Raw genomic sequence first — 14,718 nt, 5'->3', positions numbered from 1 at the left:
AAAAGCGGCGCCTTTTTGGAGGACGCCGCTTTTCCTGACAGATAGGTCCACCTCCCCGCCAACGCAATGGAAGTGCCGGCAAAAGACAAACTTAGAGCGGGATGAGGAAAACTATGTGCGGTTTTCCGCCCGCATCCCGCTCTTGGGAACGATCACGTCAATGCTTTGAGGTCGAACCGACCTCAAAAGCATCGTGATCTAGTGTCGCATATGCTTGCGGTGGATTTCCCGCGATTCTTCCTCCGACAGCATCTCGTCCGGAACCCCGAAAACCTGGCCCGGTCGGATCAGATCCGGATTTTCGATCTGTTCGCGGTTGGCGAGATAGATGGTGGTGTAGCGCAGACCGGCACCGTAGACGCGGCGCGAGATCTGCCACAGCGTATCGCCGCGGCGGATGATCACCGACGTCTTGCTTTCCTTGAGAGGTGCCTGCTCGATGGTGGCCGGCTGTTCTTTCGCCGCATCCGAAGCCGGCGCCGCCGCCTGTTCGGCCACGGTTGCATTTGTCTCGCCCGCTGCCGAAGGCTCCGGCTGCTTCGAGGCATCGCTCGCCTGCACCGCCAAGGGTTCGGCGGATGCCACCGAGGTGCCGACATTCTGGCGCGTCAATGCGTTCCCAAGAGCGCCATCGACCTTCTCCACCGCCGCTGCGACGCTTGACGGGTCCTGCGGCGCAGCCTTGAGCGCGTCCAGCGCCGTTGTCGCCGCCTTGGACGCTTCAGCGGCGGCTGCCGCCAAATCGGCATCGGAGCCGTCGGCCGGCTTGAATTCGGCCAGCGACTGGAGGGCGAATTCGGTTGCCGAGCGGGCCGCGGCGAGCTGCTCCACGGAGGGCTGCTTCCCGTCGGCAAAAAGCGCTTTCAAGAGGGTAAGCGCCTTGCCCGCTTCCGCCTTCAAACGGTCGAGACCCGTCGTGGGTGCCGCAAGCGTCGAACCGGCGATGGCGGCAACCTGAGCGCCCGCCGGCCTGTCGAAGGGAACGGAGGCGCGCATCGCCACCTTGCTTGCATCTTCGTTCATCATGTCGGCGCGGATGATATGGCTGCCGACCGAGAGCTCGATCGAACCGTCGACGACGAAATGTCCCTTGTCATCGGCTTTCACCTCACCCAGCAGCTCGTCGTCCGCGTAAATGCGGACAAGGGCACCGGGCTTGGCGTTGCCTGCGACATACATCATGCCGCCTTCGATCTCGACCGCAGTTACCTGCAGCCCGGGAATGGTTGCCGGTGCGGCGGGAGAAGCGGAAGCGCCGCCGGGCTCGCCGGCCGGTACCGTGCCCGGATCGGCGGCTGCCTGCATCGGCTTCGGCTCGGCTTCCGGCGTCGTGATCAGCCGGCTCGCCTTGCCCGCCTTGGATACCATCGCCAGCAGCTGCCCACTCGAATCCTTCGGTACCGAAACAGTTGCAACCTCCTCCGACGTCTTGCTGTGTCCGCCTGAGCCGACGCTTCTGAGCGTCAGCTGGTGGTCGCCTGCCGAGAGCGGCTTGTCGAAGACGGCGGCAAAATCGCCGCCCGCGCCGACATTGGCGGTACCGACGACCGTGTCGCCGCTCAGGATCTCGAGCTTCGTGCCGGGCTGGGCTCTGCCCGCGACGACCGTCGAGCCGTCCGGTTCGACGCGCAGGACGTCAAATCCCGGAACCGTCCAGTTCGCCACCGGGTCGGATGCGGCCGCATTGCTGCCGGAGGCCGCTGTCGCTTGTTGTGCTGCGTTGCCTTGCGGGGCGGACGGATCGGTCTTCGTCGCCGCCGCCGTTTGGCCGGGCTGCTCGCCTGCGCCCGATTGGGCCACCGCCCCCTTGTCGCTGTCACGCAGATTCGGCTGAACCACAAAGATCATCAATGCGGTCGCGATTGCCAGGACGCCAAGCGCCACCCAGCTGGCCTTATTCTTAATCATGCCACTCTCCACAGGGCGGAGCGCCTTGATGCTCCCCGCATGCCCCATCGGCCGGCGCTGCGACGCCCGGTGCATTATAGCGCAACCGCAGCACACTGTCCGAATTCTTCAATGTATTACTGAAATTGCTAACGTTTCTTATAGTTCTATACAAGCGCTCACTATGATTCCGGCGCTCGACAGCCGGAGATTTTTCGTCCATTTTCCTCGACCCGTGCTGCACTGCAATTTCTGGTGGGACCATGAACGAGGAAACCACGCCGATTCTATCCGTTTGCGTTTATTGCGGTTCTCAGCCCGGGCGTGACGAAGCCCACATGCAGGCCGGCCGCACCCTCGGCAGATCGATCGCCGATCATGGCCTGCGCCTCGTCTATGGCGGCGGCACGCGCGGGATCATGGGCGCCGTGGCGAGCGGCGTGCTCTCATCCGGCGGACACGTGACCGGCATCATTCCCGAATTCCTGATGGACAAGGAAGCGACGCGTCACTCGCTAGGCCAGCTGAACGAATTGATCGTTACCGCCGACATGCATGAGCGCAAGCACAAGATGTTCGAGCGCGCCGACGCCTTCGTCGCCCTTCCGGGCGGGATCGGCACGCTCGAGGAGATCGTCGAAATCATGACCTGGGCGCAGCTCGGCCGCCACAGGAAGCCGATGGTCTTCGGCAATGTCAATGGCTTCTGGGATCCGATGCTGCAGCTGATCGACCACATGCGCGGCCAGGGATTCGTTCACACCGCGCATCTCGTGCAGCCGCTGGTGATCGACCGTGCGGAAGACATCATCCCCGGCATCCTTGCCTCGGTCCGCGCCAACGGGCGCGAAGGCGAAGCCGAGATCATCGCCAGGCTCTGATCCAGAGCGGGACGAGGAGAAGTGTGTGCGGTTTTCCGCCCGCATCCCCGCTCTAACTTCTTAGAATCGATCACGTTCATGGCTTCAGGTGGATCCGACCTGAAGTCATCGTGATCTGACTCTGCCGATTATTCGGCCGGCGTCGGTTGAGCCGCCCGCCGCGCCCTGCTCTCCGCAAGCATCGCTCCCGAATAGATGAAGAGCGCGGCCCAGATCAGGGCGAAGGCGACGAGCTTTGCCGTTCCAAAGGGTTCGTGGAAAACGAAGACCGCGATCAGGAAGATCATCGTCGGAGCGATGTATTGCATGATCCCAATCGTCGAAAGCCGGAGCAGCTTCGCGCCATTGGCATAGATCATCAGCGGCACGGCGGTGACGATCCCGCAGGCGAGGAGCAGCAGGACATCCGTCATGTTGGCGTCGCCGAGGAAGTGGCCCTGCCCCGTCGCCTCGAGCCAGATGACGTAGCCTGCGGCCGGGATGCTGAGCAGCAAGACTTCGAGGAAGAAGCCCTGGTTCGGCCCGACCGGCAGCGTCTTCCGGAAGAACGCATAGAAACCCCAGGAAAAGCACAGCCCGATCGAAACCCAGGGAAGACCGCCCGCGTCGAAGGCAAGCACGCCCACGGCGAGCGCGGCGAGGCCGATCGCCACCATCTGCGCCGGATTCGGCCTCTCCTTCAGCAGCAGCGCACCGAGGAAGATGGAGAACAGAGGGTTGATATAGTAGCCGAGCGCCGTCTCGATGGCCCGCCCCACCCCGATCGCCCAGACATAGATGCCCCAGTTGACCGTGATGAGAGCCGCCGTGATCGTGGCCATCATCAGCACGCGTGGAGAGCGCAGCGCTACCTTCACGTCCTGCGTGCGGCCGAGCCAGACGAGCACGAGGCCTGCGAGCGGTACCGACCAGACGATACGATGCGCCACCACTTCCGCCGCAGGGATATGCGACACCGCCTTCATGAAGAAAGGCAGGAAACCCCACAACAGGTAGGCTGCCAGCGCGAAGGCGAAACCTTTCGGGGAATCGACATTCTCTGCGGGCAAATTCGCGTTCGGCTCGGCCATGATTTTGATCCTGAAATTCCACCGGAGCCGAGCGGGAAGCGCTCCGGTCGCAATCGACGGCCAACCCTCTCGGGAGCAATTGCCGTCAGTCCTCCTGCGTCCTACTCCAACCGACGGTGATGCACCAATTCATTTCCGTGAACCGATGGATGAACGGCGTTGATACGACGGAAGCGGATATCCCGCGCAAGCCGAAATCATCGTGATCCAACTACTCGGCCGCGATCGATCCGACCTGATCGCGGTTTTTGAGCAGCTTGTAGACGATACTGTCCATCAATGCCTGAAATGAGGCGTCGATGATGTTGTCGGACACGCCGACCGTCCACCAGCGCGCCCCTGAGCGATCCGTCGATTCGATCAGAACGCGGGTGACGGCCTCGGTGCCGCCGTTGAGGATGCGCACCTTGTAATCGGCAAGTTCCAGATCGGCGATCTCGGACTGATACTTGCCGAGATCCTTGCGAAGCGCGAGGTCGAGCGCGTTGACCGGGCCATGCCCCTCGGCGACCGACATCATCGTTTCGCCGTCGACGATCACCCTGACCACGGCCTCCGATACCGTCTTCAGCTTGCCGTTCGCGTCGAAGCGGCGCTCGACCATGACGCGGAAGCTCTCCACCCGGAAGAAGTCGGGCACGGTGCCGAGAATACGGCTCGCGAGCAGCGTGAAGCTCGCATCCGCACCTTCATAGGCATAGCCCGTCGCCTCGCGTTCCTTGACGATCGAGATCAGCTTGTCGAGCCGCGGATCGTCCTTGGAGACCGTGATGCCGCGCCGCTTGAGGGCATTGATGAAATTGGCCTTGCCTCCCTGATCGGAGACCATGACCTTGCGCAGGTTGCCGACGCTTTCCGGTGCGACATGCTCGTAGGTCCTCGGGTCCTTGAGCAAGGCGGAGGCGTGAATGCCGGCCTTGGTGGCAAAAGCCGAAGCGCCGACATAGGGGGCCTGGGGATCGGGAGAGCGGTTGAGCAACTCGTCGAAGGCATGGGCGAGCTTGGTCAGCTCCTGGAGCCTCTCGGCATCGATTCCCGTCTCGAAGCGGTTCGAATAGGTTTCCTTCAGGGCAAGCGTCGCAATCAGCGTCACGAGATTGGCGTTGCCGCAGCGTTCCCCGATGCCGTTGAGCGTGCCCTGGATCTGACGAACGCCGGCTTCGACCGCAGCCAGCGAGTTGGCCACCGCCTGCCCCGTATCGTTATGCGCATGGATGCCGAGATTTGCACCGGGCACTCCCGCCGCAATCACGGCCGAGACGATCTCGCGGATCTCGCCCGGCTGCGTGCCGCCATTGGTGTCGCAAAGCACGACCCAGCGCGCGCCCGCCTCGAAAGCCGTTTTCGTGCAGGCGAGCGCATAGGCGGGATTCGCTTTGTAGCCGTCGAAGAAATGCTCGCAATCGACCATCGCCCCGCGCCCGGACTCGACGACCGCCTTCACGGATGCGCGGATATTGTCGAGATTTTCCTCGTTCGTGCAGCCGAGCGCCACCTCGACATGATAATCCCAGCTCTTGGCGACAAGACAGATCGCATCGCTCTTGGCGCTCAGCAGCGCGCTCAGTCCCGGGTCGTTGGACGCGGAGACGCCGGCGCGCTTGGTCATGCCGAAGGCGACGAAGGAGGCCTTGTCGGTACGCCGGCACTTGAAGAACTCCGTGTCCGTGGGGTTGGCGCCGGGATATCCGCCCTCGACATAGTCCATGCCGAATTGATCGAGCAGCGCCGCAATCGCGATCTTATCCTCGACGGAAAAGTCGATGCCCGGCGTCTGCTGCCCGTCCCGAAGCGTCGTGTCGAAGAGATAGATGCGTTCCCTGGTCATGTCTCGATTCCAACGTACAAATCACTGATCGATTGCGGGTTCTTCGCACCCGCTCTATTCGGTCTTGCCGGCAAATTTATCGGTCGCCCGGATGAGCCGGTCGAGAATGCCCGGCTCCGAATAGGCATGTCCCGCCCCCTCGATGAGGTGGAATTCGGCTTGCGGCCAGGCCTTGTGCAGCTGCCAGGCATATTTTGCCGGGCAAGGCATGTCGTAGCGGCCATGCACGATCACGCCCGGAATTCCGTGGAGCTTATAGGCATCGCGCAGCAATTGCCCGTCTTCCAGCCAGCCGGCATTGACGAAGAAATGGTTTTCGATGCGGGCGAACGCATGAGCGTATTCGTCCTCCTCGAAGGGCGTGCTGGTGTCCGGCTCCGGCAGAAGCGTAATGGTCTCCCCCTCCCAGATGCTCCAGGCCTTGGCCGCGGCAAGCCGCGTCGCGCGGTCCTCGCTTGTCAGGCGGCGGTGATAGGCCCGCATCATCTCGTGGCGTTCTTCCGGCGGGATCGGCGCGATGAAGCGTTCCCACTTGTCGGGGAACATTTCCGAGACGCCGAACTGATAGTACCAGTCGAGCTCGGCCTTGGTCAGGGTGTAAATGCCCCTGACGACGAGCTCGCTTACCCGCTCAGGATAGGTCTCGGCATAGGCCAAGGCCAGCGTCGAGCCCCAGGAGCCGCCAAAGACGAGCCACTTGCCAACCCCGCAAAATTCCCGCAGCCGTTCGATATCGGCCACGAGGTGCCAGGTCGTGTTGGCCTCGATCTCTGCATGCGGCGTCGACCTGCCGCAGCCGCGCTGGTCGAACAGCATCACATCGTAGAGCGACGGGTCGAAGAGCCGGCGGTGGTTCGGCGAAATCGTACCGCCCGGGCCGCCGTGTAGGAAGACCGCCGGCTTGGCGCCGGGCGTGCCCGCCCGTTCCCAATAGATCGAATGGCGGTCGCCCACATCGAGGTGCCCGGATGCATAGGGTTCGATTTCGGGATAGAGGGTACGCAATGGAGAACTCACGATAGATCTTCCTCGGGCGGCCAGTGCACCGTGTCGTAATCGGGGTGCTGGCGGTTGGATTCCAGGACTATGAGATGGCGCTCGGCGGCCGCTTCGCTGCCGTCGTCGGTCTCTGTTTCGGGAAGCTGCGGCAGATGCGAAAACCAGAACATCCGCGACTCGACGCCGGACTGGTAGACCGGCTGGACGTCATCCGGATCGTCGAGCGAACCAAGCGCGATGTTCAGAAAGCTCGCATGCGGCATGTCATAGAAGAGCGGCGTCCCGCAATCGCGGCAAAAGCCGCGGCGCACGAGATCGGACGAACGATACCAGGCGGGCTGGCCGCGCACGATGCGGAAATCTTCGCGCGCGATATTGGCGAGCGGCAGAAAGTAGTTGCCCGCCGCCTTCTGGCACATGCGGCAATGACAGATATGCGGATCGTCCAGCGTGCCCTCGGCGCGGTAGCGCACCGCGCCGCACTGGCAGCCGCCGGTGAAGATGCGTCGGATCATCGTGCCCAGACTCCGCCGGGAGGCCACTGCTCCGTCTCATGGTCCGGATGCTGAAACGAGATGATCTGCTCCTGCCGCCCATAATAATCGGCATCGTCGTGAACCGGCTGCTCGAAGATCGATTCGACCCAGGGAAGCCGGGACTGGTAATTGACCTGAATTTTCGGCGCGAGATCGGAGCGGTCGTCGAATGCGCCTATGGCGATTTCGAGGCCGCCGGGATGCCGATAGGTCATCGGCGTACCGCATTTCCGGCAGAAGCCGCGATCGATATTGACCGATGACTGGAAGTAGCTCGGCTCGTCACGGATCCACTCGACCCCGTCCTTCGGCGCGGTCACCAAGGCGGAGAAGAACGAGCCGAACTGTTTCTGGCACATGCGGCAATGGCAGATCGAGGGGCGCCCGAGCTCTCCGTGGATGCGGAAGCGAACGGCCCCGCACTGGCAGCCTCCAGTCCTGACGGTATTGCTCATCCTTTTTCCTCCGGTGGCCAGGTTTCGGTGTCGTGGTCGGGGTGCTGATAAGAAACGAGATCGGCAAGAAAGGCGACAGCCTCGGCGTCGGCCATGGTCTCTTCGCCGGGCAGCTCGGATACATGATCGACATAGGGCAGTTTTCCTTCGACGCCCCATTGGATGGTCGGCACGATGCCTTCCGGTCTGTCGAATGCAGCGATCGCGAGCGCCATGCCGTCCGGCGCCTCGTAGGTCAGCGGTGTTCCGCAGTCGCCGCAGAAGCCGCGCCAAACCACATTCGAAGACCGGAAGCGCTTGCGCTCGCCGCGGGTCCATACGAGCTTCGCGCCGCGTACGGAAACGAGCGGGAGGTAGAAATTGCCGCTCGCCTTCTGGCACATGCGGCAATGGCAGACGGAAGCATCGCCGAGTTTTCCCTCGACGCGGAAGCGGACCGCGCCACACTGGCATCCGCCCATATGGATCTCGTCAGCCATCTCGCCCTCCTCTTTCCTCCGGCGTGCCGGCAGCGCCAACATCCTGAAACTAGACCTGAGACCGCTTCACCTCCCAGGTGGTCACTCTTTCGCCGGTCTCGGGATCCTTGCCGTCCTTGAGCTGGATGCCTCTCGCCAGGAGATCGGCGCGGATGCCGTCGGCCTGCGCGTAGTTCTTGGCCTTCAGAAGCTCCAGACGCTCACGTACACGGCCATCGATCTCGTGAACGACCGCCTCGTCGAGTTCGACCTCCTTCGGCACCACCCCGAGAAGCGCCGCGCTCGCGGCGAAGGCCCCGAGATGGCGCGTATCGGCGGAAGCCTTTTGCGCCAATGCATGCAGCGCCTGAATGGCCGCCACGGTGTTGAGGTCGTCGGCCAGGGCGGTGACGACGGCCGGGTCCGCCTCGCCTGCAGCGTCGCCGTAGACCGGCCATTTCGACAGCAGATGCTCGGCCTCCTCCAGCCGCTTGATCGAGAAGTCGATCGGTTCGCGGTAATGGGTCATCAGCATTGCCAGCCGAAGTACCTCGCCTGGCCATTTGCGGCCGCCGAATTTTTCCGTGTGAAGAAGCTCGTAGATAGTGATGAAATTGCCCTCGGACTTCGACATCTTGCGGCCTTCGACCTGCAGGAAGCCGTTGTGCATCCAGACATTCGCCATCATCTCGGTGCCGTGGGCACAACGCGACTGGGCGAGCTCGTTTTCGTGATGCGGGAAGATCAGGTCGATGCCGCCGCCGTGGATGTCGAACACGTCGCCGAGATAGCGCCCGCTCATCGCCGAGCATTCGATGTGCCAGCCCGGCCGCCCGCGGCCCCAGGGGCTGTCCCAGCCCGGCTCGTGCTCGGCGGAAAGCTTCCAGAGCACGAAATCGCCCGGGTTTTTCTTGTGCGCCTCGACGGCGACACGGGCACCGGCCTGCTGCTCGTCGAGATTGCGCTTGGAAAGCTGGCCGTAATCGTCCATCGACCGTGTATCGAAGAGCACCTCTCCCTCGGCCTCGTAGGCATGGCCCTTGGCGATCAGCTTTTCGATGATTTCGATCATCCCGGCGATGTTTTCGGTAGCGCGCGGTTGCACGGTGGGCTCGAGGCAGCCGAGCACCGCCGCATCTTCGAGGAACTGCGTCTCGGTCTTCTCGGTCACATGCCGGATCGCCTCGTTCAGCGGCAGCCCGGGATAGTCGCGCAATGCCCGCGCGTTGATCTTGTCGTCCACATCGGTGATGTTGCGAGCATAAATGACGTGATCCGCGCCATAGACGTGACGAAGCAGCCGGAACAGGACGTCGAATACGATGATCGGCCGTGCATTGCCGATATGGGCATAGTCGTAGACCGTCGGGCCGCAGACATACATGCGGACGTTCTGAGGATCGATCGGCCGGAATTCGGCTTTTTCCCGCGTCAGCGTGTTGTACAGTTTCAAAATCGGCATTCCGCCCATCCCAGATCTCCAAGTCTGCATGCAGCCGTCGCAATATAATCGCCGGGTGGCCCCGCGCGTTTGTCATCTTGGATTTCTGGAGACGAAAACGGCCAGGCCAGCGGTTCGCTAGCGAATAATCTTCCGGCAAATAATGCAGATAACCGTTTTCATGGCGACCCTTATCGCGCGTCACCCGGCGCCGGTCAAGAGGCGAGCCACGTGCAAGCGAAAGTCGTCATTCCGCAAATGACAGCCATGGATTCGTTACGATTTGGCTTATCTGGAAATCGTCAGAGGGGGAGGAGATTCGCCAATGCGGCCCGGCACTGCTTCAGGTCCTGTTTCCCGAGGAACAACAGGGACATGGTTTTCGTTGAAAATTCACGAGGGCTAATGCTCCCGATAGGGAAAACACCAAGGAAGACATGCAATGAAGGCCGCCAAAATTGCCGAACGCAACCCGCCGCCATCCGATCTGCTGACGAAATACCGCCCACTTGGCCTGAGGGCCGTCCTCGCAGCCGCGCTGCAAGTCAGGGCTAAACCGGCTGACAAGAAGATCGCGAAGCGTTCGGCTTAGTTCCGATCTGGGAGCAGCGCCGCGCGTCCCCTTCGCCCCGCTTGCCGGGGAGAAGGTGGCCGGCAGGCCGGATGAGGGGCGGTCCTTGGCTCAAAACAGCGACATCTGCCCGCCATCATCCCGATCGTCAGAGCGCCCCCTCTTCGGGATCGGCGCTATGGGCGTGACCTCGTCCTGAAGCTCAGGGCCGGTGTTGGCGACCTTGTTGACCTTGTCCGACACGGGAATTGCTTCGAAATAATCCTCCGCCGCCGGCACCATGAGGTCGGCCACCTCGCGAGGTTCCTGGCTCTTGCAATCGAGCCAACGGGAAAAGTCTTCGGGCTGGATCACGACCGGCATGCGGTCATGGATGTGACTGACGGCGCCGTTCGCATCGGTGGTGAGGATCGCCGCGGTGTCGACCTCCGAACCGTCGGCGGAAGACCAGGTCTCCATGAGCCCGGCAAAGGCCACGATACCGCCCTTTTTCGGCCGGACCCAAAAGGCTTGCGACGCCTCCCGGCTGCCCTTGACGGGGCGGCGCCATTCGTAGAAACCGGACGCCGGCACCAGCACGCGGCGATGGCGCATTGCGGCGCGGAAGGCGGCCTTGCCGATCGCGGTTTCGGCCCGAGCGTTGATGAGCAGCGGAAACTTGCGCGGGTCCTTTACCCAGCCTGGCGTGAAACCCCAACGGACGAGGACAGCCTTGCGTTCCGGCAGGTTGCTGCCCGGTTCCGGCCGATCGGAGGCCACGATAACGACTATCGGCTGCGTCGGCGCGATGTTGAAGCGCGCAGGAAAGCCCTCCGCTTCAAGCAGGCCAAACAGTTCCAGCAATTCCTCCGGCGTGGCCGTAAGCGCAAAACGTCCGCACATGACATCGATGTGGCACTTCACGTAGTATGGGTCAACGACCAAGGTGATTTTCGATTCCATGATAACGAAGCAACCCGAGCGCGCCTCCTCCGCCATTCTCGAACGGAACGGCCGCTATCTTCTTGTCCGGCGGGCCAATCCGCCGTCAGCCGACATGTACGCGTTTCCCGGCGGCAGGGCGGAGCCCGGGGAGACGCCTGCGCAGACGGCATTGCGCGAACTCGCCGAGGAAACGGGCATCAGCGCCCGCGATCCCGTGCTCTTCGAAATCTATGACCTGCCCGGTATAGGCCCGCAGGAGCGTCACTTCCTGCTTTCGGTCTTCACCGTCCAAGCCGATCCTGATTTGGTCGCGATCGCCTGCGATGATGCCGCCGGCGTTGGCTGGTTCACACCGGAGGAGATTTTCACCTTGCCCATTCCGGAAAGCGTGCGCGACTGCGTGGAAAAGCTGGCTGCCGGCGGGCCAAGGCGTATTCCTGAGGCGACGACCGGCGTCAGTTCGGATTTGAGGGGCGCATGACCGATAAACGGCTCCCGTTCAGACTGTTGCTGCTGACAGGCATTCTCCTTGCGACCGCCGCGGGCGTGGCGGCTCAGGAAAAGCAGCCTGCCCAGCAGACGGCCGCTCCTTCCCCGGCGCAGGAGGAAAAGCCGACCCCCTACGACCGGCGGTTGATCCGCCTCGCCGAAATTCTCGGCTCGGTGCATTATCTGCGCAATCTCTGTCTCGACCAATCCGAGGACGGCTGGCGCCGCTCCACCCAGGAACTGATCGACAAGGAGGCGGCCGGAGAGCCGAAACGGCGCGAGCGCATAACCGCCGCTTTCAACCGGGGCTATCGGACCTTCGCCTCGGTCTATACCAGGTGTACGGAGCCCGCGACGCTCGCGGAAGAACGCTACCGTGCCGAAGGTGCAACACTCGTTTCGGAAATCGTCGCCCGCTTTGGAAATTAGGAAGATATTAACCTCTTTTTCCCTGACCCCGTGTCGTTTCGGGAAAAGGCTGCTAAGTTTGTTAAGAGAGTGATAAGAAGTAGCCGGCCTGTCTGCCCGTTCAGTTGCGGTTCAGCGGATAGGCGTTAGGTTAGCCAGTGCACGTAATGGAAGCCGCATGGAACGAATGATGGAACCAAGCCTGACAGACATCGACGACATGATCGTCCACGAGAAGATGCAGGCGGCGCTCGAGCACCAGAACGAGGCTTGGGCGGATGGCATGGCCGACGGCATCGAGCCCGAAATCATCGCCGATGCGGCGATTGCGCTGGCCATGCGCGAAACCGTCCGGCTTCATGGCGAAGAAGGTGCCGAGGCAATGCTTAATTCGCTTCGCGAGCGCATGCTCGCCGGAGAATTCTCGCCAGAGCGGACGATTCAGTAACATCAGGACTGCCCGATGAACCGGAACCCTGCAAACCGGGCCCTCCCGGTTGGTCTTGTCGTGTTGCTGCTGGCGAGCGCGACCATGCCCCCTGCGCCCGCGTTCGCGCTCAGTGAGTTTCAGGGCGCCCCTGCCCCTGCCGGCGAACAGAACGCAGCCCCAGGCGACGAGGCCGAAGAGTCCACGCCGGAAGAACGGGCCCCCCTCGAAATTCCGATGCCAGACCCTCTCGTCGACAGGACGGCCGTCGAGTCGAAGGACGATGAGATCGCCGCGCCTGACGTTGTGGAGCCTGTCGAGGTGCTGACGGATGTTTCGAAGATCCCGGTGCCGGTCGCACGCATGCGCGAACTGATCGTCGAGGCCGCGGCTTCGGGTGACATCGAGCGGTTGCGCCCGCTGCTCGGCAAGGGCCCCACCCAGACCCAGGTTACCGCCACCGCCGGGGAAGACGACCCGATTGCCGCACTCAAAAGTCTTTCCGGCGACCAGGACGGCATCGAAATTCTGGCCATCCTCCTCGACGTCATGTCGACGGGCTTCGTGCTTGCGGACAAGGGTACTCCCGAGGAGGCCTATGTCTGGCCCTATTTCGCCGAGAAGCCGCTCTCGTCGCTGACCGCCCCGGAAAAGGTCGACCTCTTCCGACTGGTGACCGCCGGCGATTTCGCCGGGATGGAAGAGTTCGGCACCTACAATTTCTACCGCGTCGGCATCACGCCGGATGGAAAGTGGAAGTTCTTCGTCGCGGGCGATTGAGCGCGTCTCGTGCCGGAGAGACGGAAATGCTGGCGGTTCCCGCTCGGCATGCTTGCCCTTCCCCGGCAGACATCCTACCTCTTCGGAATAGAGAATAGGACTCGACATATGCCAATGGTTTGCCTCGACGGCCGCGCAATCATTCGTGTCTCCGGAAAGGACGCGGAGACCCTTCTTCAGACGCTTATCACAACGGATATCGCCTCATTGACCCCGGACGAGGTCAGGCCCGGCGCGCTGCTGACGCCGCAGGGCAAGATCCTTTTCGATTTCCTGATCTCCCGCGACGGCGAAGCGTTGCGTCTGGAGACGACGGAGGATCAAGCCGAAGCGCTCGTCAAGCGCCTGACGATGTACAAGTTGCGATCGGCAGTGGAGCTGTCGCTCAATTCGCCGGCGCCGGTGACGGTCGTGTTCGGAGAAGATGCGCCTGCCGAGAGCTATCGCGATCATCGGTTCGAGAAGGCGGGCATGTCCGCTTTCCGCCTCTATCGCGACATGCCTGCAGCGGAAGCGGGCGTCGCCGATCTGGACCGGCTCAGAATCGCGGCGGGCATCGCCGTTGCCGGGCGCGATTACGACCTGCAAGATGCCTTTCCGCATGACGTGCTCATGGACATGAACGGCGGCCTTTCCTTCCGCAAGGGCTGCTATGTCGGGCAGGAAGTCGTTTCGCGCATGCAGCACCGCGGCACTGCGCGACGCCGCCTTGTCATCGTCGCCGGCGAGGCGACGCTGCCGCCGAGCGGGACCAACATTTCCGTCAACGGACGGCCGATCGGTTCTCTCGGCACCGTACTGGATCGGGACGGCCTGGCTATCGTCAGGATCGACAAGGCAGGCGAAGCGATCGCCAAGGGTGAGGCCATTCTTGCAGGCGACGTGCGCCTTACCCTCACGCTGCCCGCCTGGACGGGACTCGTCTTTCCGAACGAGACAGGCGAGGCGAGCGCATGATGAGTGCGCGTGCGTGGCAGCGTATGCTTTCCGGGCGGCGGCTCGATCTTCTCGACCCCTCACCGCTCGACGTCGAGCTTTCCGACATCGCCCACGGACTTGCCCGCGTAGCGCGTTGGAACGGGCAGACTTCCGGCGACCACGCCTTCTCCGTTGCCCAGCACAGCCTCGTTGTCGAGGAGATTTTCCGCCGCACCAATCGCTGCGATGCCCAGGATTGCCTGATGGCCCTGCTTCACGACGCGCCGGAATACGTCATCGGCGACATGATCTCGCCGTTCAAGGCCGTCGTCGGCGGCGGTTACAAGACCGTGGAGAAGCGCCTGGAGAATGCGGTCCACCTGCGCTTCGGGCTTCCGGCACATACGCCCAGGGAGCTCAAGGAGCGGATCAAGAAGGCCGACCGTATCGCGGCCTATTTCGAAGCGACGGAACTTGCCGGCTTTTCCGCAGAGGAGGCCCGAAAGTTCTTCGGTCAGCCGCGCGGCATCACCCGCGAGGCGTTGCTGATCGACCCTCTGCCCGCGGTCGAGGCGCAGCGGCTCTTCGCCACGCGCTTCAATGCGCTGGAGTCCGAACGCGCCAGGGCGAGACAGGAGGCGTGACC

The 14,718-nt window shown here is 62.7% G+C and carries 17 protein-coding genes; 8 read left to right on the top strand and 9 right to left on the bottom strand.

Features of this window, described 5'->3' with window-relative positions; translation table 11 throughout:
- Positions 1-198: 198 nt before the first annotated feature.
- Positions 199-1,908: a LysM peptidoglycan-binding domain-containing protein gene (locus CN933_RS08840; protein WP_018094639.1), complete on the bottom strand. Its 1,710-nt coding sequence runs from the start codon at positions 1,906-1,908 to the stop codon at positions 199-201.
- 242 nt (positions 1,909-2,150) lie between these two features.
- Here CN933_RS08840 and CN933_RS08835 point away from each other — a divergent pair, with 242 nt between their 5' ends.
- On the top strand, positions 2,151-2,768 hold the full coding sequence (locus tag CN933_RS08835; protein ID WP_018094638.1) for an LOG family protein: 618 nt from the start codon (positions 2,151-2,153) through the stop codon (positions 2,766-2,768).
- A gap of 128 nt (positions 2,769-2,896) precedes the next feature.
- Here the strand turns inward: CN933_RS08835 and rarD are convergent, their stop codons facing one another.
- The 7 genes from rarD to cysS all read right to left on the bottom strand — a co-directional run bounded on the left by rarD (position 2,897) and on the right by cysS (position 9,585).
- Positions 2,897-3,838, bottom strand: a complete 942-nt coding sequence (gene rarD / locus CN933_RS08830) for an EamA family transporter RarD (RefSeq protein ID WP_018094637.1) — start codon at positions 3,836-3,838, stop codon at positions 2,897-2,899.
- Between the two features lie 211 nt (positions 3,839-4,049).
- Complete coding sequence (gene cimA / locus CN933_RS08825; protein ID WP_018094636.1) at positions 4,050-5,666, bottom strand: citramalate synthase; 1,617 nt, start codon at positions 5,664-5,666, stop codon at positions 4,050-4,052.
- Between the two features lie 54 nt (positions 5,667-5,720).
- Positions 5,721-6,683, bottom strand: coding sequence for a prolyl aminopeptidase (gene pip / locus CN933_RS08820; protein ID WP_102761407.1), 963 nt, complete (start codon positions 6,681-6,683; stop codon positions 5,721-5,723).
- On the bottom strand, positions 6,680-7,180 hold the full coding sequence (locus CN933_RS08815) for a GFA family protein (protein ID WP_018094634.1): 501 nt from the start codon (positions 7,178-7,180) through the stop codon (positions 6,680-6,682). The genes pip and CN933_RS08815 overlap by 4 nt, the downstream gene beginning before the upstream one ends.
- Positions 7,177-7,656: a GFA family protein gene (locus CN933_RS08810; RefSeq protein ID WP_102761406.1), complete on the bottom strand. Its 480-nt coding sequence runs from the start codon at positions 7,654-7,656 to the stop codon at positions 7,177-7,179. Before CN933_RS08810 ends, CN933_RS08815 begins: the two co-directional genes overlap by 4 nt.
- On the bottom strand, positions 7,653-8,135 hold the full coding sequence (locus tag CN933_RS08805; RefSeq protein WP_018094632.1) for a GFA family protein: 483 nt from the start codon (positions 8,133-8,135) through the stop codon (positions 7,653-7,655). The genes CN933_RS08810 and CN933_RS08805 overlap by 4 nt, the downstream gene beginning before the upstream one ends.
- Positions 8,136-8,184: 49 nt before the next feature.
- Complete coding sequence (gene cysS, locus CN933_RS08800) at positions 8,185-9,585, bottom strand: cysteine--tRNA ligase (protein ID WP_018094631.1); 1,401 nt, start codon at positions 9,583-9,585, stop codon at positions 8,185-8,187.
- Positions 9,586-9,997: 412 nt separating this feature from the next.
- On the opposite strand from cysS, the gene CN933_RS08790 reads away from it, so the two are divergent.
- Entirely contained in the window at positions 9,998-10,147 is a 150-nt protein-coding gene (locus tag CN933_RS08790; RefSeq protein ID WP_018094630.1) for a hypothetical protein, read from the top strand.
- Between the two features lie 90 nt (positions 10,148-10,237).
- On the opposite strand, the gene CN933_RS08785 is transcribed toward CN933_RS08790, so the two are convergent.
- Positions 10,238-11,068, bottom strand: a complete 831-nt coding sequence (locus CN933_RS08785) for an SOS response-associated peptidase (RefSeq protein WP_018094629.1) — start codon at positions 11,066-11,068, stop codon at positions 10,238-10,240.
- On the opposite strand from CN933_RS08785, the gene CN933_RS08780 reads away from it, so the two are divergent.
- The 6 genes from CN933_RS08780 to CN933_RS08755 all read left to right on the top strand — a co-directional run bounded on the left by CN933_RS08780 (position 11,067) and on the right by CN933_RS08755 (position 14,716).
- Entirely contained in the window at positions 11,067-11,531 is a 465-nt protein-coding gene (locus CN933_RS08780) for an NUDIX hydrolase (protein WP_018094628.1), read from the top strand. The genes CN933_RS08785 and CN933_RS08780 overlap by 2 nt on opposite strands.
- A complete protein-coding gene (locus CN933_RS08775) occupies positions 11,528-11,968 on the top strand; it encodes a TIGR02301 family protein (RefSeq protein WP_018094627.1) in 441 nt (146 codons plus the stop codon). The genes CN933_RS08780 and CN933_RS08775 overlap by 4 nt, the downstream gene beginning before the upstream one ends.
- A gap of 157 nt (positions 11,969-12,125) precedes the next feature.
- Positions 12,126-12,395 carry a hypothetical protein gene (locus tag CN933_RS08770; RefSeq protein WP_010969047.1) on the top strand — a complete coding sequence of 90 codons (270 nt, stop codon included), beginning with the start codon at positions 12,126-12,128 and terminating at the stop codon, positions 12,393-12,395.
- Positions 12,396-12,410: 15 nt separating this feature from the next.
- Positions 12,411-13,154, top strand: a complete 744-nt coding sequence (locus CN933_RS08765; protein WP_018094626.1) for a hypothetical protein — start codon at positions 12,411-12,413, stop codon at positions 13,152-13,154.
- 108 nt (positions 13,155-13,262) lie between these two features.
- On the top strand, positions 13,263-14,111 hold the full coding sequence (ygfZ, locus tag CN933_RS08760) for a CAF17-like 4Fe-4S cluster assembly/insertion protein YgfZ (protein WP_018094625.1): 849 nt from the start codon (positions 13,263-13,265) through the stop codon (positions 14,109-14,111).
- Positions 14,108-14,716, top strand: a complete 609-nt coding sequence (locus CN933_RS08755) for a YfbR-like 5'-deoxynucleotidase (protein WP_018094624.1) — start codon at positions 14,108-14,110, stop codon at positions 14,714-14,716. Before ygfZ ends, CN933_RS08755 begins: the two co-directional genes overlap by 4 nt.
- The last annotated feature ends 2 nt before the right edge of the window (positions 14,717-14,718 follow it).

It is taken from the genome of Sinorhizobium sp. M4_45 (assembly GCF_002885915.1).
In the GTDB taxonomy this organism is placed as follows: domain Bacteria; phylum Pseudomonadota; class Alphaproteobacteria; order Rhizobiales; family Rhizobiaceae; genus Sinorhizobium; species Sinorhizobium meliloti_A.
Note: the sequence above shows the minus strand (reverse complement) of the source record. Positions and strands in the feature narration are given on the sequence as shown.

Bases quoted from the DNA above. Each gene is read 5' to 3' on its own strand.
- CN933_RS08840 (WP_018094639.1), bottom strand. From the start codon at position 1,908: ATGATTAAGAATAAGGCCAGCTGGGTGGCGCTTGGCGTCCTGGCAATC.
- CN933_RS08835 (WP_018094638.1), top strand. From the start codon at position 2,151: ATGAACGAGGAAACCACGCCGATTCTATCCGTTTGCGTTTATTGCGGT.
- rarD (WP_018094637.1), bottom strand. From the start codon at position 3,838: ATGGCCGAGCCGAACGCGAATTTGCCCGCAGAGAATGTCGATTCCCCG.
- cimA (WP_018094636.1), bottom strand. From the start codon at position 5,666: ATGACCAGGGAACGCATCTATCTCTTCGACACGACGCTTCGGGACGGG.
- CN933_RS08815 (WP_018094634.1), bottom strand. From the start codon at position 7,180: ATGATCCGACGCATCTTCACCGGCGGCTGCCAGTGCGGCGCGGTGCGC.
- CN933_RS08810 (WP_102761406.1), bottom strand. From the start codon at position 7,656: ATGAGCAATACCGTCAGGACTGGAGGCTGCCAGTGCGGGGCCGTTCGC.
- CN933_RS08805 (WP_018094632.1), bottom strand. From the start codon at position 8,135: ATGGCTGACGAGATCCATATGGGCGGATGCCAGTGTGGCGCGGTCCGC.
- cysS (WP_018094631.1), bottom strand. From the start codon at position 9,585: ATGGGCGGAATGCCGATTTTGAAACTGTACAACACGCTGACGCGGGAA.
- CN933_RS08790 (WP_018094630.1), top strand. From the start codon at position 9,998: ATGAAGGCCGCCAAAATTGCCGAACGCAACCCGCCGCCATCCGATCTG.
- CN933_RS08780 (WP_018094628.1), top strand. From the start codon at position 11,067: ATGATAACGAAGCAACCCGAGCGCGCCTCCTCCGCCATTCTCGAACGG.
- CN933_RS08785 (WP_018094629.1), bottom strand. From the start codon at position 11,068: ATGGAATCGAAAATCACCTTGGTCGTTGACCCATACTACGTGAAGTGC.
- CN933_RS08775 (WP_018094627.1), top strand. From the start codon at position 11,528: ATGACCGATAAACGGCTCCCGTTCAGACTGTTGCTGCTGACAGGCATT.
- CN933_RS08770 (WP_010969047.1), top strand. From the start codon at position 12,126: ATGGAACGAATGATGGAACCAAGCCTGACAGACATCGACGACATGATC.
- CN933_RS08765 (WP_018094626.1), top strand. From the start codon at position 12,411: ATGAACCGGAACCCTGCAAACCGGGCCCTCCCGGTTGGTCTTGTCGTG.
- ygfZ (WP_018094625.1), top strand. From the start codon at position 13,263: ATGCCAATGGTTTGCCTCGACGGCCGCGCAATCATTCGTGTCTCCGGA.
- CN933_RS08755 (WP_018094624.1), top strand. From the start codon at position 14,108: ATGATGAGTGCGCGTGCGTGGCAGCGTATGCTTTCCGGGCGGCGGCTC.